We start from the raw sequence: 26,033 nt of genomic DNA on the forward strand, positions 1-26,033 counted from the left end.
AAGAGCGTTCCCTTGCTCGGTCTTGATATCAGCACCACGTCCATCAAGCTAGTCGAGCTTTCCAGATCCGGCAAGAATTATCAGATTGAGCGTTACATCATTGAGGCCCTGCCCAAGGACGCGGTGTCCGAAGGCAATCTGGTCGATATCGAAGGTATTTCCGACGCGGTGCGCAAGGCCTGGAAGCGTCTGGGCAGCCCGATCAAGAATGTCGCCATCGCCATCCCCACCTCGATGGCGATTTACAAAAAGTTGCTGGTACCGGTCAGCCAGTCCGAAGACATGGAAGGCATGATCGAATCGGAAGCCAACCAGATCATTCCCTTCCCGCTGGAAGAGGTGAATCTGGATTATCAGGTGCTTGGCCCCTCCAGCAGCAGCCTGGATGACCTGGAAGTGCTGCTGTGTGCCGCCCGCAAGGAAAAAGTGGAAGAACGCGTGGCCGTGGTGGAAATGGCTGGCCTGCGCGCCCAACTGGTCGATGTCGAATCATTTGCCATGATGACCGCTTTCGAGCAGATCCAGCAGCAATTGCCCGATCACGGCATGAATCAGACTTTCGCCCTGTTCGATATCGGCGCCACCAAAATTCATTGCAACGTCATCCGTAACGGCCAGCAAATCTATTACCGCGAACAGGTATTCGGTGGTCAGCAGCTGACCCGCGATATTCAACGCCGTTATGGCATCAGCTTTGACGAGGCCGAAAACGGCAAACGCAGCATGGCGATGCCGGACGGCTACGAATCTGAACTGATGCATCCTTTCGTCGATTCGCTGGCACAGGAAATCCAGCGCGCGCTGCAATTCTTTTACACCACCGTCAGCGTGTCGCAATATCTGCGCGTGGACTACATCCTGCTGGGTGGCGGTTGCAGCATGTTGCCGGGGCTGGATGATGCCGTGGCTTCGCGCACCCAGATCAGCACCATGATCGCCAACCCCTTTACCTCCATGGTGCAATCCAGCTCGATTCGCCTGAAAGAACTGCTGCTGGATGCACCGGCACTGCTGATTGCCTGCGGTCTGGCCATGCGGAGGTTCGACTGATGATACGCATCAACCTCCTGCCGCACCGCGAGCAGAAAAAAGCCGCCCACCGGCTGCGCTTCCAGTTGCTGCTTGGCGGTGCTGTCGCGGCCGCCCTGCTGGTCATCGGCATCAGCTATTTTGTGCTGGACTCGCGCCAGTCACGCCAAGAAGAACGCAACCAGTTCCTGCAGGCTGAAATCACCAAGCTGAACCAGCAGATCAAGGATATCGGCATGCTGAAAAAGCAGCGCGATGACCTGCTCGCGCGCAAACAACTGGTGGAAAGACTGCAGCAAGGACGCAATGACGCAGTCCATGTATTCGACCAGCTGCTGCGCCAGACCCCGGATGGCATCTATCTGAAGAGCTTCAAACAGACCGGCAATACCTTTTCCTTCTCCGGCTATGGACTGTCCGGAGCCCGGGTATCCAACTATATGCGCACCCTGGCGCAATCACAGATATTCAGCGAACCGCAACTGATCGAAGTGAAGTCCGCCGTGGTCAACAACCAGCGGGTCAGCGAGTTCAGCCTTACCAGCACGCTGAAACTGCCAGTGGTCGCCAGTGCGCCGGCCAGCCAGGTGGCACCGCAGGGAGCCAAGCCATGACCCTAGACGAGTTTCGTAATCTCGACCCCAAGGAAATGCCCAACTGGCCGCTACCGGCACAGCTGGTCGTGCTCACCTTCATGGCCGGGGTCTTTCTGTTTCTGGGTTATTTCTTTGTGCTGAGCGACCAGATGGACAAGCTGAACAACGCCCATCAGCAGGAAGAACAACTCAAGCAGACTTTCATCGACAAGAAACGCCAGGCCATCAACCTGGAAGCCCTGCAACAGCAGCTGAAAGAAATCCAGCTGTCGTTTGGCGCACTGCTCAAGCAACTGCCCACCAAGGCGGACATGGACGCATTGCTGACCGAGATCAACCAGGCCGGCATTGGGCGTGGCCTGCAGTTCGAGTTGTTCCGTCCCAACGGCGAGGTCAAGACGGCAGAAATGGCGGAAGTGCCTATTGCCATCAAACTGACGGGCAACTATTCCGAACTGGCCGCCTTCGTCAGCGATGTCGCCCAGCTATCGCGCATCGTCACCATCGGCGATATCGGCCTGACCCCGGGTCAGGGCAAGGACGCGGCGCGCATGACGATGGAAGCCACCGCCAAAACCTATCGCGCGCTCGAGCCGGAAGAGCGTATCGCAGCGGCCCAGCCGCCGAAGAAGTGAGAGTGAAATGACGCTGAAATCAACTCTCGCCGCCCTGTTGTGCCCACTGCTGCTCAGTGCCTGCGGCTCTGGCAACACCGATGACTTGCGCGCCTGGATGCAGCAGGCCAGCCAGGGGCTGCGTGGACAGATCGACCCGCTGCCCCAGGCGCAGGCCTACCAGCCCTTTGCCTATAGCGCTTTTGACCTGCCCGATCCATTCAACCCCATCAAGCTGCAAATGGCCAAGCGGCAGAATTCGGCCAATGCGCCGGATTTCAAGCGGCCACGTGAGCTGCTGGAAAACTATGATCTGGACAAGCTGAAGATGGTTGGCCTGCTCAAACGCAATGGCATGACCTATGCCCTGATTCGCACGCCGGAAAGCAGCATTTACCGCGTGCAGCCAGGCAATTTCATCGGCCCCAGCTTTGGCCAGATCAAGCGCATCAGCGATACCGAACTCGTGCTTTCCGAGACTGTGGAAGATCTGAACGGAGAATGGGTACAACGCGAAACCAGCATGTACCTGGATGAACAAGGGCAGAAATAATGAAAAACCATTCAATCAAACTGTTATCCGGGCTGGGTCTGTCCATCGCATTTTCCGTCGCCCACGCCGCATCCATCACTGCGATCGACGTTGCCCAGACCGATGGCGACAGCCAGTTGCTGCAAGTCACCTTCGACGGACCTGCCATCAAGCCCAACAGCTTCGCCATCGCCAACCCGGCACGGGTTGCCTTCGACTTTGCCGACACCCAGGTCAAGCTGCCGAAGAACTTCGTCGACCTGGGCAACCCCATCATCAAGTCTGCCGTGGCCGTAGAGGCCAATGGCCGTTCGCGGCTGGTACTGAACCTGGCCCACAATGTGGCCTACAGCACCACACTGTCAGGTAACAAACTGCTGGTCCGCATCAGCAACAATATGGCCCCGGTACAGCAAAGCGCCACCTCGCAGGAACAGCCCACCCGTAGCAGCACGGCGGCCAGTGAAGCCAGTGCGCAAGCTGCCGTGGCCACCACGCCGCTGGGGCTGGACTTCCGCCGTGGCAAGGCTGGCGAAGGCCGGGTGGAAATCATTCTTCCCGCCGACAATACCCCGGTGGATGTGCGCCGTGACGGTAAAAACCTGGTGCTGGACGTGATGGGCGCCAGCCTGCCACGCGCATTGGAAAAGCGCATGGATGTCAGCGATTTTGGCACCCCGGTGGACAAGGTGATCGCCAGCAATCAGGGCCGCAACAGCCGGATACTGATCCAGCCGCAAGGCGACTGGGAATTCTCTTCTTACCAGACCGAACGCAAGCTGGTGGTGGAAGTGCGCAAGGCCGTGGTGGAAAGCGCCAGCAAGACCGAACTGAACAGCAAGCCGCAATACAAGGGCGACAAACTGTCGCTCAACTTCCAGAACATCGAAGTGCGCACCGTACTGCAGGTGATTGCCGAATTTACCGGCCTGAACATCGTCACCAGCGACTCGGTCAGCGGCAATATCACCCTGCGCCTGAAAGATGTGCCATGGGACCAGGCACTGGACCTGATTTTGCAAACCAAGGGCCTGGACCAGCGCCGCAATGGCAATATCATCAACATCGCCCCGCGTGAAGAATTGCTGGCCCGCGACAAACAGGTGCTGGAAGGCAAGCAGCAGCTGACCGCGCTGGAGCCGGTACGCTCGGAAACCTTCGTGTTGCGTTATCGCTCGGCGGAAGACTTCAAGAAGATTCTGGACGGCAGCAGCACCACCAGCGGAGCCAATAATACCGCCGCTAACGGGCTGCTTTCATCGCGCGGTAGTGCGCTGATCGATCCGAAAACCAACACACTGATCATCAACGACACGCAAAGCGTGATCGACAAGATCCGCGATCTGGTCACCAAGACCGATATCCCGGTCAAACAAGTGCTGATCGAAGCGCGCATCGTCGAAGCCACCGATGACTGGAGCAAGAGCCTCGGGGTCAAGCTCAGTGTTGCCAGAGCCGGATCCGGTTTCAGCCTGGGCGGCACCGTTGCTGATGCCATCACCAGCCACAATATCGGCACCGGAAGCACCACAGGGACCATTCCGCTCAACTCCGGGGTCAACCTGGGCTTGTCCGGCACTTACAACTCGATTGGCGCCGTATTTGGAGCGGGCTCGCGGGCTGCCATCGGGCTGGAACTGGACGCGATGGAAACCGGCGACAAGGGCAAGGTCCTGGCCAACCCGCGCATCATGACAGCCGATCGGGTGGAAGCCAGTATCGAACAGGGCACGGAAATTCCTTACCAGGAAGCCAGCTCCAGCGGTGCCACCTCGGTATCGTTCAAAAAGGCCAACCTCAGCCTGAAAGTGACACCGCAGATCACCCCGGACAACCGCGTACTGATGGAAATCCAGATCAACAAGGACACGGTCAGCAGCACCCTTATCGTCAACAGCACCCCAGCCATCGATACCAAGGTCGTCAAAACTCAGGTGATGGTGGAAAACGGTGGCACGGTGGTCATCGGTGGCATTTACCAGCAAACGCTGGATAACACCACCAACAAGGTCCCGCTCTTGGGTGATATCCCCTTCCTTGGCGCGCTGTTCCGCAGCAGGGTGGAGAAGAACAATCGCACGGAACTGCTGGTTTTCATCACCCCGCGCGTGGTGGAAGACCTGAATCTGCAAAACCGCTGAGAACGAACCGGGGCAAGCGATTTTGTCGCCTGCCCGCGCAGACAGACCCAGCCTGCATCAGCTACAATGCCTGCCATGGAGAACATGGCAGGCAATTTTTTTCTTGTCGGGCTGATGGGCGCCGGCAAGACCACCGTTGGCAGAGCCCTGGCGCGCAAGACCGGCAAAACCTTCTACGACTCGGATCATGAAATCGAGGCGCGCACCGGCGTTCGCGTTGCCACCATATTCGATATCGAAGGCGAACTGCGCTTTCGCGACCGGGAAAGCTCAGTCATTGCCGACCTGGTCAGAATGGACAATATCGTCCTGGCCACCGGTGGGGGCGCAGTGCTGCGGCCGGAAAACCGTGCCGAACTGTCCCGTCACGGCGTGGTGATCTATTTGCGGGCATCCATCGACGACCTCTTGGCCCGCACCATGCACGACAAAAACCGCCCCCTGCTGCAGATTGCTGACCCCCGCTCCAAGCTGCAAAGCCTGCTGGAGCAGCGCGATCCGCTGTATCGCGAGGTCGCCGACATCGTAGTCGATACCTCGCAGCAAAACGTCAACCTGCTGGTCAGCCGCCTGCTCGATCAGTTGCATACTATCCCAGCCAAGACCTGACACATGATCACGCTCGACCTGACCTTGCCGGACACCCGCTACCCCATTCACATTGGCCACGGACTGCTCGATCAGGTCGAGCTGATCCTGCCCCACCTGCGCATTCCGCAGGTGGCCATCATCACCAATGATGTCGTCGCTCCGCTCTATCTGCAGCGCCTGACCCAGCAGTTGGAAAAGCATGGAGTACGCACCATTTCGGTCGTGTTGCCGGACGGTGAAGAGCACAAGAACTGGCAAACGCTGAATCTGATTTTCGACGCACTGCTGGCTGCCAATGCCGAACGCAAGACCACGCTGATTGCCCTGGGTGGCGGCGTGATCGGCGACATGACCGGCTTTGCCGCTGCCTGCTATCAGCGCGGTGCACCCTTCATCCAGATTCCCACCACCTTACTGGCACAAGTCGATTCCTCGGTGGGTGGCAAAACCGCCATCAACCATCCACTGGGCAAGAACATGATCGGTGCGTTCTACCAACCCCAGTTGGTTGTCGCCGACATGGACCTGCTCGCCACCCTGCCAGAACGTGAACTGTCTGCAGGTATCGCCGAAATCATCAAATACGGCCTTCTGGGCGATATCGACTTCCTCGGCTGGCTGGAAGCCAATATGGACAAGCTGCGCGCACGTGACCCGGCAGCACTGCAATATGCAGTGCGCCGTTCCTGCGAAATGAAGGCAGACATTGTCGGCCAGGATGAAAAGGAACAGGGCGTACGTGCCCTGCTCAACCTGGGCCACACCTTCGGCCACGCCATCGAAGCCGGCCTGGGCTACGGCAAATGGCTGCATGGCGAAGCGGTAGGTGCCGGCATGGTGCTGGCAGCTGCAGCCTCGCAGGCCATGGGCTGGCTGGAGGAGAAAGATGTAGCACGCGTGCAAGCGCTGATCGCCGCCGCTGGTCTGCCAATACGCAGCCCGGACTTTGGCGCAGCAGAATGGCTACGCCACATGGGCCACGACAAAAAGGTGGAGAGCGGAGTCATCCGTTTTGTCCTGCTCCAGCAACTGGGACAAGCCATCATCCAGCCCGGTCTGACACCCGCATTGCTCGACAAGCTGTTCAGCAGCCCGCATATCGACCCGACTCTGGCGCTCCAGTAAAAGCCCCTCCCAGCCCGCAAACGTTAAAACCTTTACGCCATTAAGGAGTTCTACGGATTGCGGGGATGCCCGGCTACCCGAATAATCGACTGCATAATTCAAGCAGAGAGAGAATCTCGGAGGGAAGCCCAGGTGGATGCCATTACCGCATTGACGGCCAGTTTCGGCCTGATGAGCACTTACTACCTTGCCCGCCAGCTGTGGCGCAAGGCAACGTATAAAAAGCCGCGCGCCCGCGGAATCGACCCAGTGGGCGAAGCTGAAGTTTTTCTGGCTTATGGCCGTACCGGTGATGCCGTGCGGGTCCTTAAAGACGCCATGAAAGACGAGCCGCACAATCTATCGATCAAGGTCACGCTGCTGCGAGCCTACTCCTCCGAAGGCAATGGCAAGGCTTACTGCCGTCTGGCACGAGATATCCAGGCCCAGGTCAAGGATCAGCCGGTATGGCACACCATCCAGGAGGCCGGCCGCCAGTTGGCTCCACAAGACCCCTTGTTTGCCGCCAACGCCTGATCCCTACCCTGCGACTACCATGAAAACAGGCTGCCTAAGGGCAGCCTGTTTTATTTCGCCAACGGCTCAAACCATCAGACCGCGCCCGCCTCCGGTTCACGGAACTGCAGACTGTGCAGGCGGGCATACAACCCATCCAGCGCCATCAATTGCTGATGACTCCCCTGCTCCGCCACCCGACCCTGATGCATCACGATGATGCGATCCGCATTTTCGATGGTCGACAAACGATGGGCGATGACGATGGTGGTACGGTTCTTCATCAGATTTTCCAGAGCAGCCTGCACCAGTCGTTCAGACTGGGTATCCAGTGCCGAAGTCGCCTCGTCCAGAATCAGCAATGGTGCATTCTTCAGCAGCGCACGGGCAATCGCCAGCCGCTGGCGCTGACCGCCAGACAGACGTACACCGTTTTCGCCAATCTGCGTGTCCAGCCCTTCAGGCATGGCCTCAATGAATTCCAGCGCATTGGCCGCCCTTGCCGCCTCGACGATCTGCTCACGGCTCACCTGATGACTGGAGCCATATGCGATATTGGCGGCCACGCTGTCATTGAACAGCACCACGTCCTGGCTCACCATGGCGATATGGTGGCGCAGGTCCGCCAATGCGATATCAGCCAGCGCCAGACCATCCAGAGTAATCTGCCCCGACAAGGGTTCGTAGAAGCGTGGAATCAGGCTGACCAGCGTGGTCTTGCCACTGCCAGAGGAGCCCACCAGCGCCACGGTCTCACCCGAATTCACGGTCAGATTGATGTCCTGCAGCACCACGCGCTCGGCATTGGGATAACGAAACGAGACGCCTTCAAAGCGCAAGCTACCTTGCGTAGCAGGCAAGCGCTTACGACCGTGATCCGGCTCGCCCGGCTCATCCAGAAAGGCAAAGACACTCTCCGCCGCAGCGAGGCCACGCTGCATGGCCTGCGAGATGCCGGTAATGCGCTTGACCGGTGCAAACAGCAGCATCATGGCGGTGAGAAATGACATGAAGTCACCAGCGGTAAATGCACCATGCTGGGCGCGCATCGCGGCGAAATACAGAATCGCCGCCAGCGCGCAGGCAATCATCAACTGCGTCACTCCGGTATTGGCCGAACTGGCAGCGCTTTGCTTGACGGCATTTCGGCGAATGGCCTGGGCTGCGCTATCAAAGCGTGCCTCTTCATACTGCTCGCCACCATACACCTTGATCACTTTTTGGCAATCCACGCCCTCGCCCAGAATCTGGGTCAGGTCCGCCATATGCTGCTGATTTTCCAGCGCCAGACCACGCAAGCGCTTGGCCACGATACGCATGCACACCGTCACCACCGGCATCACCAGCAGGCAGATCAACGTCAGCTGCCAGTCGATGTACAGCAGCCAGGCCAGCAGGCTGACCGCCGTCACACCATCTTTTACCGTGACGGTAATGACATTGAAGCCGGCCTCGGTCACCTGATTGACGTCAAAGGAAATGCGCGACACCAGCCGCCCGGACTGATTATCGGCATAGTACTGCACCGGCAGGCGGAGCATTTTGGCAAACATCTGCTGCCGCAGCGTTTGCACCAGATGCCCGGCCAGCCAGCTGGAGGTGTACTCGTTGATGAAACTGGTGACGCCACGCACCAGGAATACACCGATGATGGCCATCGGCACCCAGATGATGACCTGCGGGTCCTTGTTGACAAAGCCGCCATCAATCAGCGGTTTCATCAAGCGGGCAAACGCCGGCTCGGTCAGGGCCGCAATGGTCATGGAGACCAGCGACAGGGCGAAGACCTTCCAGTACTGCCAAATGTAGCGAATCAGGCGACGATAGGTTGTCCAGCTGTGATTCCAGTTGTCATTTTTACTCATGCAGAAACTTCCGTGCGCACCAGGTCGATATCCTGCCCCACCAGTTGTCCATAAGCGGACAACAGATCTGTGACCGAAAGATCGATCACATTTTTGCTTACCGGCTGCAAAACCTTATATGGAACTCCCCAGGGGTGCCATTTAGCCACATCGCTATCACCGAACATGCAGACAATCGGCTTACCAAGGCCAGCAGCGACATGCATGGCACCACCATCACTGCAGATCAGGACGTCAAGCAATGACAATCCACTCATCAACTCGTCAAGTTGATGGGTAGGCAAAGGTGTCAGCGGCAACCCCGCACAGCCCTCCATAATGAGGGCCGCCTTTTCATCATCCCCAGGATGAAATGGATTATCTGCGCTACCTGGTGACCAAAACAGCATGAGATGAACAGAGGTATCTTTGGCAATGGCATGTGCCAACTCAATGAAACGCTGAGCAGGCCACTGCTGGCTTGGTTTGCGAGCACTGATATGCAAGCCAACTAATCTTTTCCCCACAAGATCAGGTAATTTTCCCCGTATTGCTTCTGCCAGATCTGTCGCTGCCACCAAAGAAAGACCAGGGGTTGACACAGGCTCGTCTGTCAGCGGCTGCATCAGGTTCATCAGCATCTCAACCTCATGCATGACTTGAACAGGACTGGCGACAGGCAAATTGATCTGACTGGCGAGCGGGCTACCCGGTTCAGTGAAACCTAGGATATGGCGGGCACCAGTCTGCCTTGCCCAGCGCAAGGGCCTGGGCATACATCCTCCGTTCGCCAGCACCGCGACATCATAACGGGTACTACGCATTTTCAGCAGCAGCAGCAGTCGCTTCCAGTAAACCCCCAAGGCGCTCTCGCCTTTTTCTCGGTGCTTTGCCTTGGTATAAACATAAAGATTATCGACATCCGGGTGCCCTACCATAAGTGGGGCATTATAGCTATTCACCAGCAAATCCAGCCTAGCTTTTGGAAAGCGTGTCCTCAGAGCATGAATCAACGGTGTAGTACAAACCAGATCACCAATATTATCCCGCCGGATGACCAGAATTTTTTCAGGATTCACTCGAGTCCCTTTCCAAAGAAAAAACAAGCATCATGCAAAGCAAAAACATAAACTGTTCCAGCATATGGTCGCGGATATTACTATCCACCAGACTACGTCCAAAAAAACCAGTCACAACAAATGCCAACAACAATCCTTGAGAAGAATGATTTTTAAAGAAAGTCAATAAACCCTGCTGAAAACAAATCCACAAAAGGGCAATAAATATAATTAACCCCGGAATGCCATTCGCAATGGTGAAATCAAGTATTCCGCTATGAGAATGTGCCGTTTCAACCAGATCCGGATGTATTTTCTTTAACGCAACGCCAAATGCACTGCGATTATATCCAACGCCAATCGGTTCACGCGCGATCTGAAGTAGTGCTTCTTTTGCCCAGACAATACGTTCGTAATTTGATCCGCTCACTGGGCTCCCATCTGCCAGCAAGGGGTACTGACGATGAATCCACTCCTGATGGTCCTGTGTATCCCAAGCAATCGGCACGGTTTCGAGTAGTGACGCCCAGCGGGGATCAGATTTATAAGCAAACCAACCCAAGGTGGCGACCCCTGACAACACGAGCAGAACCAGACTAGCAACCAATATATTGTTGGTATTTTTCCGTTTAACAAACCAAAAAAGCAGTGAACAGGAAACCAGCAATGCCAAGGTACCAATCATGCCATTCCTGGTTTGCAAGGTGTAAGAGGCAAAAACACAAACAAGCCCGATAAATACAAAGAAAATACCAGGCAAAGGCATGTAGCGCCGCTTGAATAGGACTCGCCCCATTAGCTCTGCCGCAGAAAATGCCAGTAACAAATTGACGACATAAGTAAGAACCGTTCTGCTTTCCAGAATTCTGGTTTCACCCAACGGAATTTTTCCTGTTCTCACCCACTGCAATAACATATCTACATCATGCAGCATAACTTGTGAAAAAATTGCCAACATAAGCACTGTTAACACTGACGCAGAAGAAAGGCGCAACCGGCGACTAACCGACAGCGATGCCAACATGAAACCCATAGCACCGGCTAGTGCACTGCGTATCCATTGCCCCCATATTTCATGAAAGCTCACGACACGATTGTCGGAAAATAAAAAAGCGCACAATACAATCCACAATGTCAGCACGCAATATATCTTCAAAGGCAAAACCGGAAAAAATCGACGCCAACCTCCATTACGTAAAATAGACCATACCAATGGAAAACAGATAAGCAAATCAACAGCCAACAGGCTATTACGCAATCCTGTGAGGTTTGGCATTGACCACACAAACATCAATGAAGCCGCCACCATAACAAGGATAATTTCCAGATACAGAGGGACACGCCGTACTGTACCCATTGAGTCAAATATCTTGTTCATTAAATTCATTCTCTTCAGGCAGTAACTGAACTAACGCTTGCAGCACCATAGATGGCTGCACTACCGCCATACACTGCGGCTTGTGACACTGCTCTGGCTTGTCACCCACCGTCCGGTAGCAACGCATCACCCATTCGGTCTGGCGATAATGCATATCACGCTGAATACGGCAAGGAAACCAAGCGGCACCCACACCTATACAGGGGGTGGCACTGAAAAAACGGCTGGCACCAAATAGGGTTTCGCTGCCAGGACCGAATAACATCACTTGTGGTGCAGCAGCAATCTTCGCCAGATGCGCAACGCCGGTATCCGGACAAACCGCTGCACGCGCGCCATGCAACAGCGCACGTAATTGAACCAGACTGAGACTGCCCGCCATCGTCACATCATCCGGTTCGGGCCGGATTTCATCCAGCAGCCGCTCTTCCCCGGGGCCGCAGGACCACACCACCGTTAGCGCTCTGGCACGTAGGTAAGCCGCCAGTTCACGCCAGTTGGCAGCCGGCCAGTAGCGGGTGGGCGAACTTGCGCCAACATGCAGTACGACATAAGTTTGGCCGAAAACTGGCAGGTTGACTGCTTCCAGCGGCCAATCGACAAGACTGAATGGTTTGGGATCTGGTCCCGCCACCAGCCGGGCGGCCGTGTCCGTCCATGATTCTGGCTGGTCGCTATACGCTACTGCCTCATCCACCAGCCAGTTTTTGTATGCCGGGGCCTCGGCAGCAAAACCGATGATCCAGTGCGCACCAATGGCACGCGCAAGGAAAGACAGCCTGTTTTCACCGCAGAGAAAGGCCAGATCGAAGCGCGGCATGGCAAATAGCTTACGTACCGAGGCAAAGTCTCGTGGATGCCAACCGACTGCAGTAATGCCGTAAGGCCTGCTCTGGTATAGCCCCACCTGTCCCTGCGGGCAGGCCAGTATGATCTCGGCAGCGGGATAGCGCTCGCGCAGTTTGGCCAGCAAGCTGGTGGCCATCAAGGCGTCGCCCAGTAGGAACTGATGCAACACCAAAATGCGCTGTACAGCCTCCTCGGCGGGACGCCGCCGCAACCACTGCCAGGGCAAACGGCATAATAGCGCGGCAAAAATCAGCAAGCGTCCAGGTAGTCGTCGCTGCTTTTTCATGCAGACTCCTCCATCACGCTATCAACCGCAGCAATCACCTGCTCCAGGCTGATCTGCTGTAGGCACTCACTCTGCCAACCTCCACCACAGCCGGCATTGCCGCACGGACGACAGGGCATGCGTGCTGCCACCACCCGATGTGGCACCTGCCATGGCCCCCACTCGATATCACCCGATGGGCCGAACAGCGCTACGCAGGGTGTTTTCATCGCCGAGGCGATATGCATGGGCACCGAATCCACACCGATATACAAGCGGGCATTGTCGATGGCCGCAGCCAGCTCTTTCAGGGTCAACTGGCCGGCCAGGCTGGCGGCGGGGGTAGCCAGACGCGACTGGATATCCGCCAGCATGGCCATTTCGTCGGGACTGGGTGCAGCGGTCAGCAACACTTTAAGGCCGCGCTGCTGCAGGGTATTGATCAGGGCCGCCATGTTTTCCACCGTCCAGCTTTTAAACAGCCAGCGCGAGGTGGGGTGGACCAGAATGTATTGCCCGGCGGTCAAACCAAGCTGCTCCAGCTTGGCCGCCAGCGTCGCTTCGGCATTGTGGCCAGGCACCAGCGTCAGTGCGCGCTGCTCAGGTGATGGGTACACGCCGATGCGACGCAGGGCATCCAGATGGATTTCAATGGTATGACGACGGTTGCCCGGCACCTGCAGATAGCGGTGGGTAAAGCTTTTGCGGAACAGCTTACCGTAAGGACCATCCGGCCCCACCGACCAGCGTGGTGCCAGCAAACGGACCAGCCAGGCCCCGCGCTTGTGCTCGGTCAGGGTAATGACCAGATCGTAGTGACGCTGGCGCAAGGCCGACAGCAAGCCCAGCTCGGCCTTGAACTGGCCGAATACGCCCAATTTTTTCCAGTTGCGATCTATCGTATGCAGCTGGCTGATGGCCGGATGCAGACTGAGCATTTCCTGCGTGTCGCGGTAGACCAGTGCATCGATTTCCAGATGTGGAGCCTGCTGTTTGAGCGCGGCAAAAACCGGAGACGTCAGCAAGACATCCCCATGATGGCGCAGTTTGATGACCAAGACGCGCCGTACCTGGTTCAGATCGATGGAGTCGTTTAGCATTTCACTCATGCGGTAAGAAAATCATTCGCTTGCGCCTTGCGACAAGGCAATCTGGCACGGTTCAAGACGTGTGCGCGGCAAGGAGTTTTTCATATTGTTGCAACATGACATCGGTCATGGCTTGCAGGGTCAGCCCCTCTACCGCCTGACGAGCCTGCTGGCACCAGACTGCCCAGTCCTGTCGGTGTTGAAGCCAGTTTGCCACCCCGTCATGCCACCCCTGCAGGTCATCCACCGCGGCGACCCAGCCATTACGGCCATTGGTCAGCAACTCGGCACTGCCGCAGGTGGTCGTGGTGAACACCGGCAGCCCCGCGGCCATGGCTTCAACACACACATTGGGGAAGGGATCATACAGCGTGGGCAATATAAAGGCATCCGCCATCCCGTAAAATGGCTTTACATCTTGTTGTGCCCCGGTAAAGCGCACCCGCGCCTTCATCCCCAAGCGTTCGGCCAATACCTGATAACGGGCAGCGTGCTTATCGCCGCCGACAACGACAAGATAGATTTCGGGAAATTTCTGCAGTACCTGCAGTGCCCTGGCCACGCCTTTGCGCTCAAAGCCGGAGCCGACATACAGCATGACCGGCGCTGAAGCTGGAATGCCGTACTGCTTGCGCATATCGGCACGATACTGCTGCTGTAATCCCGGATGAAACTGTGCGGTGTCGACGCCATTGTAAACAATGGCGAAGCGCTGATCCGGCAAGCCAAAATATTGCTGTATTTCTTGTTTCACCATGTGCGAATTACACACCACCAGACGCAAGTCTGGATGCTGAAACATGGCTTTTTCAGCATATTGCACATAGTGGTGATAGGGATTCAGCAGTAGCGACAGGCGCCCAAACCAGCCCAAATGCCGACGACGCAGTTGCAGCCAATGCCGATGCACGCCATCGCCGGCACGAAAAATATGGCAACCCGGGATGCGCTCATGCGACTGGACCAGATCAAAACCTTCCTGCTGCCAACGCCGCCGCGCCGACCACGCGAATCCCCAGTCACGCCACAAGCTGCCCAAATAGAAAGGATTGACCCGACATTCGGCAATGCCCTCCAGTTTTTCCCAATTGCGTGCAATCAGGGAAACACTCAGCGCATGCTGCTGGGTCAGCGCCTGCAAGGCGCGGCTGACAAAACGCTCTGCGCCGCCGGCGGGGTTGTATTTTTGACGAACAATGGCAAGGCGTGTCATCCGGGATAGGGCTTCCATTCACACTGAACAGCAGATCAGGCAACGATGCTGCTAAAAACAAAAGCCGGATCAGGCATCCGGCTCGACATTCAGCAGTTGCAAAAGATCGGCGATTTTATCAGGGTCTTCGGATCGAAGCATGCGTCCTGCAATGGGCGCGATATCGTCCAGATGGGTATTGAGCACTACCCGCTTGACGGCCAGCAAGCTGGCCGGGTGCATGGAGAACCTGCGCAGGCCCATGCCCAGCAGCAGCCGGGTCAGGCGCGGGTCGCCGGCCATTTCACCGCACACCGACACCGGCACCCCACCCTTGATACCGGTACGGATGGTATGCAGGATCAGTTTCAGTACCGCCGGATGCACCGGGTCGTACAGATGGCTGACCGAATCGTCGTTGCGGTCGATGGCCAGGGTGTACTGGATCAGGTCGTTGGTGCCGATGGACAGGAAATCGACATGCTTGATGAAGCTGCCCACCACCAGCGCGGCGGAGGGAATCTCGATCATGGCACCGACTTCGACCTCTTTGTCGAAAGGCAGGCCTTCTTCGTGCAGCTCCTGCTTGGCGTAATCCAGCTGGGCAATCGACTGCTTGAGTTCCCCCAGCGAATTGAGCATGGGGAACAGGATCTTGATCTTGCCGTAATGGGAAGCACGCAGCAGCGCGCGCAACTGGGCGCGGAACATCAAGGGCTCGGCCAGACACAGGCGGATGCCGGTCAGGCCCAGCGCCGGGTTGTCGGCCACATCATGATTCAGCCACTTCGGGTTCTTGTCGGCCCCCAGATCCATGGTTCGGATGGTGACCGGCAAGCCTTTCATGTCTTCGGCCACCTTGCGGTAAGCCTCGAACTGTTCGTCCTCGGTGGGCAGGGTGTCACGGCCCAGAAACAGGAATTCACTGCGGAACAGGCCAACGCCAACCGCGCCCGAACCGCGCACCACTTCCACATCCTGCGGCAATTCGATATTGGCCAGCAGTTCGATCACCGTACCATCGCGGGTTTTGGCATCAGACTTGCGGATGGAGGACAGCTTGCGCTTGGCATCGCGCCAGGCACGCTGGCGCCGGCGGTATTCACTGAGGACCAGCTCATCCGGATTGACGATCAGCACGCCTTGCTGGCCATCGACGATGATCTGCTCTTCTTCGCGGATCAGCTCACGGGCGTGGTGCAGGGCGATGACCGAGGGCAGGTCGAGACTACGCCCCAGAATGGCGGTATGCGAGGTGGCCCCGCCTACGTCGGTGACGAAGGCGGCAAAGTTGGAATCCTTGAAATACACCATGTCGGCCGGCGACAGGTCGTGCGCCACCAGAATGGTATCGTCCAGCAGGTCGCCGGGAGCCGGCAACTGCGGGGCGTGGCCATCCAGGTTCTTGAAGATGCGCTCCACCACTTGCAGCACGTCGTTCTTGCGCTCGCGCAGGTAGTCTTCTTCGATGGCGTCAAACTGTTCGACCAGCAGGTCGCACTGCAGCTTCAGCGCCCATTCGGCATTGCAGTGCTGCTTTTCGATGATTTCGCGCGGCTCGCGCGAGATGGTGACATCACCCAGCAGCATGATGTGCAAGGACAGGAAAGCGCCCAGTTCGGCCGGTGCGTTTTCCGGGATGCTGCCCCACAACATTTCCAGCTCTTTGCGCGTGGCGCGCACCGCTTCGTCGAAGCGGGTCATTTCGGCCGGAATTTCCGCGTCTTCCAGGCCGTAGTGCGCCACATCGTCCATGCTGCGCGAGATGAGATGGGCCCGGCCAATTGCGATGCCGCCACCAATGGCTACACCATGCAGGGTGATATTCATCGTCCCATCCCCTCCTCAAGCGGGCTGATTCATTCAGCCTCGTCAAACCGGTTATTGATCAGTGCTACCAGCGCATCCAGCGCTTCCTGTTCGTCAGGGCCAGCCACGTCCAGCTCGATGGTGGAGCCCTTGGCGGCCGCCAGCATCATCACCCCCATGATGCTCTTGCCGTTTACGCGGCGACCATTGCGGGCAATGCCCACATCGCTCTTGAAGCGGCTGGCAAGCTGGGTGAATTTACTCGATGCGCGAGCATGCAGGCCAAGTTTATTGATAATTTGTATTTCAACGCGCAGCATTTCCGTCCCCCGGGAGAATATAAAGCACACCTTCCAAGCCGCCGGTAATGGCCTTGCTGACCACGATCTCCAGCGGCTGGGTGCTGTAGCTGAGCGCTCGCACCAGCATCGGCAGGCTGACGCCGGCAACGGCCTCGACCTTGCCCGGATTGATCAGCCGGCTGGCGATATTGGATGGCGTGCCGCCATACATATCAGTCAATACCACCACGCCATCGCCCTGTTCCAGGCGTGCCACCAGCGCAGCGGCTTCGACCAGTTTCTGATCCGGATCCTCGGTTTTTTCTACCGCCAGCGTGGCGATATTGTCCGGGTCCCGTCCCAATACGTGCCGGGCGCAGTCCAGTAGACAGGCGCCCAGATTGCCATGTGATATGACTAGTACACCAACCATGCCCGAGTCTTCTTGTCCGTAACGATTATTGGCACACAGCCGCATGCTGCCCGGCTGTGCTCATGTCTGCTGCGAATCCGGCATTGTAGCAGGCCCGTTTTCCACCCGCCGGTACCAGGCCAGTTTATCCGCCAGCGTGACCACGCTGCCCACTATGATAAGCGCAGGCGAGGCTACGCCATAGGAGGAAATCAGTGCCGGCAGGCTGCTCAGGGTGCCGGTCAGCGTTCGTTGCCGTGCCGTGGTGGCCCATTCGATCACCGCGACCGGCGTATCTGCCGGCTTGCCATGCTGGATGAAGGCGGCACACAGCTCCGCGGCCATGGTCAGCCCCATGTACACCACCACGGTCTGATCTGGTCGGGTCAGCGCCGGCCAGTCCAGATTGATGCTGCCGTCTTTCTTGTGGCCGGTGACAAAGGTGACCGACTGCGCATGGTCGCGGTGGGTCAAGGGTATACCGGCATAGCTGGCTGCGCCATTTGCCGAGGTAATACCCGGTACGACTTCAAACGGAATGCCATGCTCGGCCAGGGTTTCGATTTCCTCGCCACCACGGCCGAAGGTAAAGGGATCGCCGCCTTTCAGGCGCAATACCCGCTTGCCTTCGCTGGCCAATCTTACCATCAGCAGATTAATGTCTTCCTGCGGCAGGCTGTGGTTGGCACGGGCCTTGCCCACGTAAATGCGCTCGGCGTCGCGGCGTACCAGTTCCAGTAATTCCGGGGCCACCAGATTGTCATGCAAGACCACGTCGGCCTGCTGCATCAGCCGCAGCGCACGGAAGGTCAGCAGGTCCGGATTGCCCGGCCCGGCTCCCACCAGGTATACCGCGCCGCTAGGCGTGTCATTGGTGCTGGCCAGGCGCTTTTCCATTTCCAGACTGGCGGCGGCTTCACGGCCATTCATCACGGCTTCGGCCACCGGGCCTTCCAGCACCGATTCCCAGAAGGCGCGGCGCGCTTCCACATCGCTGAAGCGGGCTTTTACCTTGTCGCGAAAGCGCGCGGAAAAAGCCGCCAGCAGGCCGAAACCCGCCGGGATGATGCTCTCCAGCCGGGCGCGGACCAGCCGCGCCAGCACCGGGACGGCACCGCCGGAAGATACCGCAATCACCAGCGGAGAACGGTCGATGATGGCCGGCGTGATGTAGGTGGACAATTCCGGATCATCCACCACATTCACCGGGATATTGTGGGCCTGGGCCGCTACGGAAACCTGCTGATTGACCGCGCGCTGGTCAGTGGCGGCGACCACCAGCCGCATGCCGGCAACCTGCTCGGGGGCGAAATACCCCGGCAACCAGTGCAAAGCGCCCTGCTGCGCCATTTCGCCCAGTTCGGCGGTCAGCTCAGGCGCGACCACGGTCATCTTCGCACCGGCCGCCTTCAGCAGACGAACCTTGCGCAAGGCGACATCGCCCCCGCCCACGACCAGGCAGGGGGCATCCTGCAGCTTCAGAAAAATCGGAAAGTAATCCATGCATCGCTCCACAACAATGGCCACAGCATACTTTATTTGTTGCATAAAAACGACGAGCTACCGGTACTCTGCCTGATTTTCGTCATCACAATTTCCCTGCCAAATGCCATGATGAGATGAAGCCCTCGGCAATAGACAAGCAGGGCAACTTCAGGAAGCGGCGGGTACACATTGAATATCTTCAGATCAAAATGCAGCAAGACCGGCCAGGGCAGCGCCCTGCTGCTGGCGCTGGGCAGCCCGCTGGCGTGGGCCACCGAACGGTCTCACGCCGTTTGGGACTGGCAGCTGGCAGGCTTGCTCGGCGCTGCCGTCGGCATCTGGCTGGGCAGTCTGTGGCAGCGCCGACGCCAGCTGCATGAGCAAGCCCGCACGCTGCGTTTTCTGGTGGAACACTCCAGTGCCGCCTTGCTGGCACTGGATGGGCAGGGCCAGTTGCAAGCCGCCGGGCAGGGCTGCACGGCCCTGCTCGGACGGCAGCCGCACAGCCTGGAAGAGTGCGGCCTCTCACCAGCACAGTGCCTGGCGCTGCAACAGCAAACTGCCTTGCTGGCACCCCCGCAGCATGTCGAGGTGCAGGATGCACAAGGCCGCACCCGGCAGTTGGGCTTGCAACAAATCGTGCTGCCAGCCGGCAGATCGCCCGGTAACTGGCGGCTGCTGTTATTGCACGATGCCAGCGATGAAGGCAGGCCGACACGGCTGGGCAATACCATCGCCACGGTGTTACAGGGCAGCCGCATCGGTCTGGGCGAATTCGATCTTGGCAAGCAGCAAGTCAGCTGCTCGCCTGGCTCGCTGCACAAGCTGCTGGGGCTGGACCCGCAGCTGGAAAGAATGAGTCTGGACGACTGGCTGCAACGGCTGCACCCGGAAGACCGCCCCTTGCTGGAAAACGCGCTGCAGGCGGCCTGTCATCATCCGGCCACTAGCCACAGCCTGGAATACCGCATGCGACATGCCGACCAGCACTGGGAGTGGCTGGAGCAGACCTTGCAGGCCGGCACGCAGGCGGACGACGGCGCCATCGTGCTGGCACTCAACCAGATCATCACCGCGCGCAAGCTGGCCGAGGCCGCCATGCGGCGGCGCGAGCAGGAATTCCGCACGCTGGTGGAAAACTCCAGCGACATCATCGCCCGCTACGATCTGGAACTGCGCTGCCAGTTCATCAACCGCAGCGTCAGCCGCTACTCGCCGCTGATCCGCGATGAACACATCGGCAAAACCGTCAGCGAAAAGGGCTGGCCGGCCGAGGTTGTCAGCCTGTTCGAGTCGCAATGTCAGCAGTTGATCGAAACCTGGGAACCGCGCTGCTTCGAACTGGAGCTGCTGTCGCACAACCGGCGCTATATTTTCGAAACCCGGCTGTTTCCCGAGTTCGACAACAATGGCAAGCTCACCAGCATTTTGTCGGTCGACCGGGAAATTACCGATACCCGCCAGGCCAATCGTCTGCTGAGCGAAGAAAACGCGGTGATGGAGATGATTGCCTCCAATCAGCCGCTGCAGGACACGCTGGCACAGATCTGCACCATGATCGAATCCCAGCTCACCGGCGGGCTGTGTTCGGTGATGCTGCTGACCGAAGATGGCCAGCACCTGCACGTGGCCTCCGGCAACAGCCTGCCGCCGACATACAGCGCCATGATCGAAGGCATTGCCATCGGCCCCGAAGTCGGCTCCTGTGGCACCGCGGCCTACTGGAAGCGCACCATCATTGTCGAGGACATGGAAAGCAGCCCGCTGTGGCAGCCCTATCTGGACCTGGTACGGCCCTATCAACTGCGTGCCTGCTGGTCTACCCCGCTGTTCAGCAGCACGCGCGAGCTGCTGGGCACCTTTGCCATTTACTACACCGAGCCGCGCACGCCCAACCCCGACGAAATGCGGCTGGTTTACCGCAGCTCCCACATCACCGCCATTGCCCTGCAGCGCGACATCCACGAGAAAAAGCTGTTCCAACTGGCCACCAAGGACGAACTGACCCGGCTGGACAATCGCCGCCATTTCCTAGAGCAGGCCGAACGGGAAATCAGGCGCAGCCAGCGCTATCAGCAGCCGATGGCGGTGCTGATGATGGATCTGGACCACTTCAAGAATATCAACGACCAGTACGGCCATGCTGCCGGCGATCAGGTCATCACCCACTTCGCCACGCTGTGCCGCGAAGTGCTGCGCACCTCGGACCTGACCGGACGGCTGGGTGGCGAGGAGTTTGCCGCCCTGCTGCCCAATACCGGCGACAGCGCTGCACTGGCGGCGGCAGAACGTCTGCGCGAAGCGGTCAGCCAGAGCCGGGTGGAAGTCAACGGCCAGCAGATCCACTACACCGTCAGCGTGGGGCTGTCCTTGCTGCGCAGTACCGATCTGCATGTGGACGACCCGCTGAAGCGCGCCGACAAGCTGCTGTATCAGGCCAAGCACCTGGGGCGCGACCGGGTTTGCCATGACCTGCTGCCGGCGCTGGATTAAAATGGAGCTTTTGTCAGGCAAAAGCCCATCGTGAGTCATTGGCACACCGACTATCTGTCCCACCCGCTCTACCAGTCAGTCCAGACCTTCGCCAAGCTGTTGGCCTTGTCCGACTGGCCTGATCAGCAGGCTTACGACCAGCTACTGACACTGGCCCGACCCTTGGCCGCCCTGCCGGCTGGCTTACGCTTTTGCAGCGACCTGCAAGCCGCCTCCTACTACGAAACCCATATTGCCGATACTGGCGAGGTACCCACCCGCAGCGAAAACTGGCACGACTGGTTCAATGCCCTGGCCTGGCTGGCCTGGCCCTTGAGCAAAGCGGCGCTGAACGCACGCCATGTGCGCGCCATCGGCCGTGGCGAGATCAAGCGCGGGCCGCGGCGTGATGCCGCCACCTTGCTGGATGAGTGCGGAGTCATCGTCGCCTGCGCCGAGCCGGCATTGGGACAGGCACTGGACGATATGCAATGGCAAACGCTGTTTGTAGATGAGCGTCACGCCTGGGGGCGGCAGATCAGTGTGCATGCCCTGGGACATGCCCTGTTTGAAACTGGCCTGGCACCGCACCTGGGCTGGTGCGGCAAGGCGCTGCTGATGGCGGTGGAGCCTGACTTCTTTGCCCTGCCCGAGCCCGTACAGCGCGAACAACTGGATAGCCGGCTGGCCACCCTGCTGGCCGATGACGACTGGCTGGCCAGCCCCCGCCAGCTATGGCCACTACCCTTGCTGGGCATTCCTGGCTGGTGGCCGGACAACACCGAGCCATCCTTCTATCAGAATACCGACTACTTCCGCCCCAGTCGGCGGGCAAAGTCTTCCAGCGACACGCTCTGAAGCCGCTCGGTCACCGTGCCGAGCAGGTTTTCTATCCCCTGGCCCACTTCATCGTCATTGGCCAGATCAGCCCGATAGACAAACAGCTGGAACAGCTCGGACAGCTGCACCGCAGTCAGCTTTTTCATCAGCACCCAGCCATCGCGCTGGCCTTTCTGCACATAGCCATGCAATGCCAGCTTGTCCAGCACCAGGCCCAGCTCGTCATAGCCTATCTTGACCTGCTGACGCAATTGCACCGGTGTCAGGCTGCAGCCCTGCTCCTGCGCCGCATCCAGCATCAGCAACACCTCCACCGCATCCAGAAAGCGCCGCCGTGGCTCGAAGCGCCGCCGCCAGGCCCCGCCCTCCCAGTACGAAAGCGATGCGGTAAACACCGCCCCGGCCAGCACCACCATCCACAGGCAATACACCCACAGCAGAAAAATCGGAATGCTGGCAAACGCCCCGTACACCAGCTGGTAGCTGGCCACCTGACCGATGTAATAACCGAAACCCAGCTTGGTCAGTTCCAGCAGCACCGCCGTGATCATCGCGCCCAGCACCGCGTGGCGAATCGGCACAAAGCGGTTGGGCACAATGCGGTACAACAGCGACAGCACGATGCCGGTGAGCAAGATGGTGCCGCCCGCCTCTACCGTACTGGCCAGCAAAGGCATGGTTTTTTCGAAGCGGGTGAACTTGAGCAGCCAGCGCCAGGACAGCAGGCCACCGCCCAGCACCAGCGGCCCCAGCGTCAGCACCGTCCAGTAGACCATGCTCTGCTGCAGCCAGGGCCGGCCGCGGCGCACGCTCCAGATGGCATTGAAGGTGCGCTCGATGGTGGACATCAGCATCAGCGCGGTCACCCCCAGCATGATGATGCCAGCGGCGGTGAGTTTTTCCGCATTGTCGGCGAACTGGCGCATGTAAACGGAAATCACCTTGCCGGCGAACTCCGGTACCAGTGTCGACAACAGCAATACCTTGAAGCGGGTGCTGTAGTCGGAAAACACCGGAAAGGCCGAAATCACCGTCAAGGCAATGGTGAACAAGGGCACTAGTGCCAGCAGGGTGGTAAAGGTCAGGCTGCCGGCAACCTGCATCACGCGCAGGCGGCTCATGCGGCGGATCAGGAAGCCGGAAAAACCGACTTGCGTTGCATATTTGGCGGGCAGTTTCATGAGGCGCAAGGTAATTCAGCCACTGCCGGCTGGCAAGCAGCAATGTACTGGCGGCGTACCGCAACCCGTCGCCAGGCTGTGCGGCGGCGCTTGGCTTGACATAGTGTCCGCATACAAATGAACAGATGGAAACTGGTATCATGCTGCCAGTTCACCCTGTTGCCGCCCTCCTTCCGGCGGCCATCTCTCTGGACATCGTCGTGCAAAACATCCTCGTACTCTATTACAGCCAGCACGGTGCCACCGCCGAGCTGGCTCGGCTGATCGCCCGTGGCATCGAAAGCGTGCCCGGCTGCCAGGCGCGGCTGCGCACTGTGCCCAAGGTTTCCACCGTATGCGAAGCCAGCGCACCGGCCATCCCCGCCAGCGGCGCACCCTATGTGGAGAAAAGCGATCTGGCCGAGTGCATAGCTCTGGCGCTGGGCAGCCCCACCCGCTTTGGCAATATGGCCGCCGCCATGAAGTACTTCATCGACAGTACCAGTGGCGAGTGGATGGCCGGTGCCTTGGCCGGCAAGCCGGCTTGTGTATTTACCAGCTCCTCATCCATGCATGGCGGGCAGGAATCCACCCTGCTGAGCATGATGTTGCCGCTGTTGCACCACGGCATGCTGCTCGTCGGCCTGCCTTATTCCGAGCCAGCGCTGGCCGCTACCCAGACGGGCGGTACGCCCTATGGGGTGAGCCATGTGGCGGGGGTACAGAATGACCGTCCGCTGTCGGTCGACGAAAACAAGCTGGCCTTTGCCCAGGGCAAGCGCCTGGCAGAAGCGGCCTTGCGCCTGCAACACCCCCTGTAATACAGGGCGGGGCGCTGGCTTTGCCATGCGCACCCGCCGATTTCTTACCTCTTGCGCAGCGCTGACCCCTGCGCCGGGAACAAGCTTTATGTGTGGAATTGCCGGTTTCTTTTCCCGGACACCCGTTGCTGCGGCAACGGCCGATGCCATGTTGCTGGAACTGGCCCGTCGCGGGCCGGATGCCGCCCACCAGCTGCGGCTGGACCAGCAGGGCCAGAGCGCGGCGGATGACGCCATTCACAATGCCTTGCTGCATGCGCGCCTGTCCATCATCGACCCGCGCCCGGAGGCCGACCAGCCCATGCGCAACGACGATGGCCAGCTGTGGATCTGCTACAACGGCGAAGTCTACGACTGGGAAAACGACAAGCGCGAGCTGGAACAGGCCGGCGCGGTGTTCCGCACCCATTCCGATACCGAATTCATCCTGCGGGCCTACGAAGCCTGGGGCATCGATGGCCTGCTGAGCCGGCTGCGTGGCATGTTTGCCTTTGCCATTCTCGATCTGCGCCAGGGCAAGGTGCATCTGGCGCGCGACCGCATGGGCGAAAAACCGCTGCTGTACGCGCTGCTGGATGGCAATCTGGCCTTCGGTTCGCTGGTACGCGCGGTGCTACCGTTTGTACCACTGGCACAGCGCCAGTTCTCGGCCAGCGCCATCGACGCCTATCTGGCGCACCGCTACATTCCGGCACCGGCCACGGTCTTCCAGCCTATCCAGCGCCTGGAAAACGGCTATTGCCTGGAATTCGACCTTGCCAGTCGTCAATTGAAGAAGCGTCGTTACTGGCAACCCGGCGCCGAAGCCGGCGACTGGCTGCCCGAGTTGGACCACGCAGTCGCCATGCGCACCGTGGCCGACCGCCCGCTGGGCGTGCTGCTGTCCGGCGGTATCGACTCCACCCTGATCGCCAGCCGCTTGGCCGGACAGGGTTATCAGCAGTTTTCCACTTTTACCGCAGCCTTTCCGGGCAGCACGCTGGATGAATCAGTCGACGCGGCCGATTCCGCCCAGCGCATGGGCCTGCAGAACGTACGCATCAACATGCCAGACAATCTGGCGGCCGATTTCTCGCGCATCGTGGCCGATCTGGACCAGCCCTTTGCCGATCCATCCAGCTTTCCCACCTGGTATCTGGCACGCGAAGTCAGCAAGCAGGTGAAGGTGGTACTGGTGGGCGATGGCGGCGATGAGCTGCTGGCCGGCTACAAGCGCATGAACAAGCATCTGCGTACGCGCTGGCGGCGGCATATCCGCCTGCCGCTGGGCATACGCCCGGCCTTGTCTGGTAAGCAGGGCAAGCTGGCGACTGAACTGGCCATGGACTGGCAGGCAGCTTACTCGCTGCGTTTTTCCGGCCTGACACCGGGCCAACGCCGCTTCCTGCAGGGCGGCCGCAAGCTGCAGCAGCTGTGCTACTGGCGCCAGCCGGATCATATCGGCCCCGAGGCCAGCGATGCCGTACCCGGCCTGCAAAGCCTGCTGGCCATCGATTTTGCCAATTATCTGCCGGACTACATCCTGCAAAAGTCCGATCTGTGCACCATGGCGCACGGACTGGAAAGCCGCGCCCCGCTACTGGACCACCGCCTGTATCAGCATCTGCTGGCTACATCCGATGCCGAGCGCTACACCCAGCCAGCCAAGCTGATTTTCCGCCGTGCCATGCACCCGGCCCTGCCGGCCGACTTTTTCCAGCGCAAGAAGCGCGGCTTCAATCCGCCGCTGGCAGGCTGGCTGCAAACCAGCCTGGCCGAACGCTTCGCCGGTCTGGGCCAGCGACTGAGCCGCCTGACGGGTGGCCAACTGGATGCACAGGCGGTGGATGCTTTCAGCCAGGCATACCGCCAGGGTGAGGCGGCACTGGCCGAACAGGTATTGCAATTGCTGATTCTGGACGAAAGTCTGCAGCAGCTGGATGCGCTGCGCCGCGCCCTACCCTAAAACCGGCAAGG

Annotated in this window: 23 protein-coding genes; 12 read left to right on the forward strand and 11 right to left on the reverse strand. The window is 59.0% G+C overall.

The window, feature by feature from the left end; genetic code table 11:
• Positions 1-12: 12 nt before the first annotated feature.
• From FAZ30_RS03095 to FAZ30_RS03130, 8 genes are all read left to right on the forward strand, one after another.
• The gene (locus tag FAZ30_RS03095; RefSeq protein ID WP_233578557.1) at positions 13-1,050 is read left to right on the forward strand and encodes a pilus assembly protein PilM; all 1,038 of its coding nucleotides are present in this window, start codon (positions 13-15) and stop codon (positions 1,048-1,050) included.
• Positions 1,050-1,643 carry a PilN domain-containing protein gene (locus tag FAZ30_RS03100; protein ID WP_124644589.1) on the forward strand — a complete coding sequence of 198 codons (594 nt, stop codon included), beginning with the start codon at positions 1,050-1,052 and terminating at the stop codon, positions 1,641-1,643. The genes FAZ30_RS03095 and FAZ30_RS03100 overlap by 1 nt, the downstream gene beginning before the upstream one ends.
• On the forward strand, positions 1,640-2,260 hold the full coding sequence (locus FAZ30_RS03105; RefSeq protein ID WP_137008681.1) for a type IV pilus inner membrane component PilO: 621 nt from the start codon (positions 1,640-1,642) through the stop codon (positions 2,258-2,260). Before FAZ30_RS03100 ends, FAZ30_RS03105 begins: the two co-directional genes overlap by 4 nt.
• A gap of 7 nt (positions 2,261-2,267) precedes the next feature.
• Positions 2,268-2,792, forward strand: a complete 525-nt coding sequence (locus FAZ30_RS03110) for a pilus assembly protein PilP (protein ID WP_124644587.1) — start codon at positions 2,268-2,270, stop codon at positions 2,790-2,792.
• A complete protein-coding gene (locus tag FAZ30_RS03115) occupies positions 2,792-4,912 on the forward strand; it encodes a type IV pilus secretin PilQ (protein WP_124644586.1) in 2,121 nt (706 codons plus the stop codon). Before FAZ30_RS03110 ends, FAZ30_RS03115 begins: the two co-directional genes overlap by 1 nt.
• A 66-nt stretch (positions 4,913-4,978) precedes the next feature.
• Complete coding sequence (gene aroK / locus FAZ30_RS03120) at positions 4,979-5,521, forward strand: shikimate kinase AroK (protein WP_137008683.1); 543 nt, start codon at positions 4,979-4,981, stop codon at positions 5,519-5,521.
• A 3-nt stretch (positions 5,522-5,524) separates the two neighbouring features.
• A complete protein-coding gene (aroB, locus tag FAZ30_RS03125) occupies positions 5,525-6,628 on the forward strand; it encodes a 3-dehydroquinate synthase (RefSeq protein ID WP_124644584.1) in 1,104 nt (367 codons plus the stop codon).
• A 132-nt stretch (positions 6,629-6,760) separates the two neighbouring features.
• Positions 6,761-7,144 (forward strand): type IV pilus assembly protein FimV, encoded by a 384-nt coding sequence (locus FAZ30_RS03130; RefSeq protein ID WP_233578556.1) that lies wholly within the window; start codon positions 6,761-6,763, stop codon positions 7,142-7,144.
• 74 nt (positions 7,145-7,218) lie between these two features.
• On the opposite strand, the gene msbA is transcribed toward FAZ30_RS03130, so the two are convergent.
• Genes msbA through cysG form a run of 10 tightly spaced genes read right to left on the reverse strand, consistent with a single transcriptional unit; the run spans position 7,219 to position 18,802 of the window.
• A complete protein-coding gene (gene msbA, locus FAZ30_RS03135; RefSeq protein ID WP_124644583.1) occupies positions 7,219-8,988 on the reverse strand; it encodes a lipid A export permease/ATP-binding protein MsbA in 1,770 nt (589 codons plus the stop codon).
• A complete protein-coding gene (locus tag FAZ30_RS03140; protein WP_124644582.1) occupies positions 8,985-10,046 on the reverse strand; it encodes a glycosyltransferase family 9 protein in 1,062 nt (353 codons plus the stop codon). Before FAZ30_RS03140 ends, msbA begins: the two co-directional genes overlap by 4 nt.
• Positions 10,036-11,403, reverse strand: coding sequence for an O-antigen ligase family protein (locus tag FAZ30_RS03145; protein ID WP_158613620.1), 1,368 nt, complete (start codon positions 11,401-11,403; stop codon positions 10,036-10,038). Before FAZ30_RS03145 ends, FAZ30_RS03140 begins: the two co-directional genes overlap by 11 nt.
• Positions 11,387-12,538 carry a glycosyltransferase family 9 protein gene (locus FAZ30_RS03150; RefSeq protein ID WP_124644580.1) on the reverse strand — a complete coding sequence of 384 codons (1,152 nt, stop codon included), beginning with the start codon at positions 12,536-12,538 and terminating at the stop codon, positions 11,387-11,389. The genes FAZ30_RS03145 and FAZ30_RS03150 overlap by 17 nt, the downstream gene beginning before the upstream one ends.
• A complete protein-coding gene (rfaQ, locus tag FAZ30_RS03155) occupies positions 12,535-13,626 on the reverse strand; it encodes a putative lipopolysaccharide heptosyltransferase III (RefSeq protein WP_233578555.1) in 1,092 nt (363 codons plus the stop codon). Before rfaQ ends, FAZ30_RS03150 begins: the two co-directional genes overlap by 4 nt.
• 52 nt (positions 13,627-13,678) lie before the next feature.
• Entirely contained in the window at positions 13,679-14,836 is a 1,158-nt protein-coding gene (locus FAZ30_RS03160) for a glycosyltransferase family 4 protein (RefSeq protein WP_246043399.1), read from the reverse strand.
• Positions 14,837-14,887: 51 nt separating this feature from the next.
• A complete protein-coding gene (gene ptsP / locus FAZ30_RS03165) occupies positions 14,888-16,627 on the reverse strand; it encodes a phosphoenolpyruvate--protein phosphotransferase (protein WP_124644578.1) in 1,740 nt (579 codons plus the stop codon).
• 29 nt (positions 16,628-16,656) lie between these two features.
• Entirely contained in the window at positions 16,657-16,926 is a 270-nt protein-coding gene (locus tag FAZ30_RS03170; RefSeq protein ID WP_103523523.1) for an HPr family phosphocarrier protein, read from the reverse strand.
• A complete protein-coding gene (locus FAZ30_RS03175; protein ID WP_124644577.1) occupies positions 16,913-17,320 on the reverse strand; it encodes a PTS sugar transporter subunit IIA in 408 nt (135 codons plus the stop codon). Before FAZ30_RS03175 ends, FAZ30_RS03170 begins: the two co-directional genes overlap by 14 nt.
• Positions 17,321-17,380: 60 nt before the next feature.
• Positions 17,381-18,802 carry a siroheme synthase CysG gene (gene cysG, locus FAZ30_RS03180; RefSeq protein WP_124644576.1) on the reverse strand — a complete coding sequence of 474 codons (1,422 nt, stop codon included), beginning with the start codon at positions 18,800-18,802 and terminating at the stop codon, positions 17,381-17,383.
• Between the two features lie 171 nt (positions 18,803-18,973).
• Between cysG and FAZ30_RS03185 the strand changes: the two genes are divergently transcribed.
• Both FAZ30_RS03185 and FAZ30_RS03190 read left to right on the forward strand, forming a co-directional pair.
• Positions 18,974-21,277: a sensor domain-containing diguanylate cyclase gene (locus FAZ30_RS03185; protein WP_124644575.1), complete on the forward strand. Its 2,304-nt coding sequence runs from the start codon at positions 18,974-18,976 to the stop codon at positions 21,275-21,277.
• Positions 21,278-21,307: 30 nt separating this feature from the next.
• Positions 21,308-22,114, forward strand: a complete 807-nt coding sequence (locus FAZ30_RS03190; protein ID WP_137008686.1) for a DUF3025 domain-containing protein — start codon at positions 21,308-21,310, stop codon at positions 22,112-22,114.
• Here the strand turns inward: FAZ30_RS03190 and FAZ30_RS03195 are convergent.
• Positions 22,066-23,277: a YihY family inner membrane protein gene (locus FAZ30_RS03195; protein ID WP_124644573.1), complete on the reverse strand. Its 1,212-nt coding sequence runs from the start codon at positions 23,275-23,277 to the stop codon at positions 22,066-22,068. The genes FAZ30_RS03190 and FAZ30_RS03195 overlap by 49 nt on opposite strands.
• Positions 23,278-23,477: 200 nt before the next feature.
• On the opposite strand from FAZ30_RS03195, the gene wrbA reads away from it, so the two are divergent.
• Positions 23,478-24,077 carry an NAD(P)H:quinone oxidoreductase gene (gene wrbA, locus FAZ30_RS03200; RefSeq protein ID WP_137010178.1) on the forward strand — a complete coding sequence of 200 codons (600 nt, stop codon included), beginning with the start codon at positions 23,478-23,480 and terminating at the stop codon, positions 24,075-24,077.
• 88 nt (positions 24,078-24,165) lie between these two features.
• A complete protein-coding gene (gene asnB / locus FAZ30_RS03205) occupies positions 24,166-26,022 on the forward strand; it encodes an asparagine synthase (glutamine-hydrolyzing) (protein WP_137008688.1) in 1,857 nt (618 codons plus the stop codon).
• The last annotated feature ends 11 nt before the right edge of the window (positions 26,023-26,033 follow it).

The sequence above is a fragment of the Aquitalea aquatilis genome, assembly GCF_005155025.1.
GTDB classification, from domain to species: Bacteria; Pseudomonadota; Gammaproteobacteria; order Burkholderiales; family Chromobacteriaceae; genus Aquitalea; species Aquitalea aquatilis.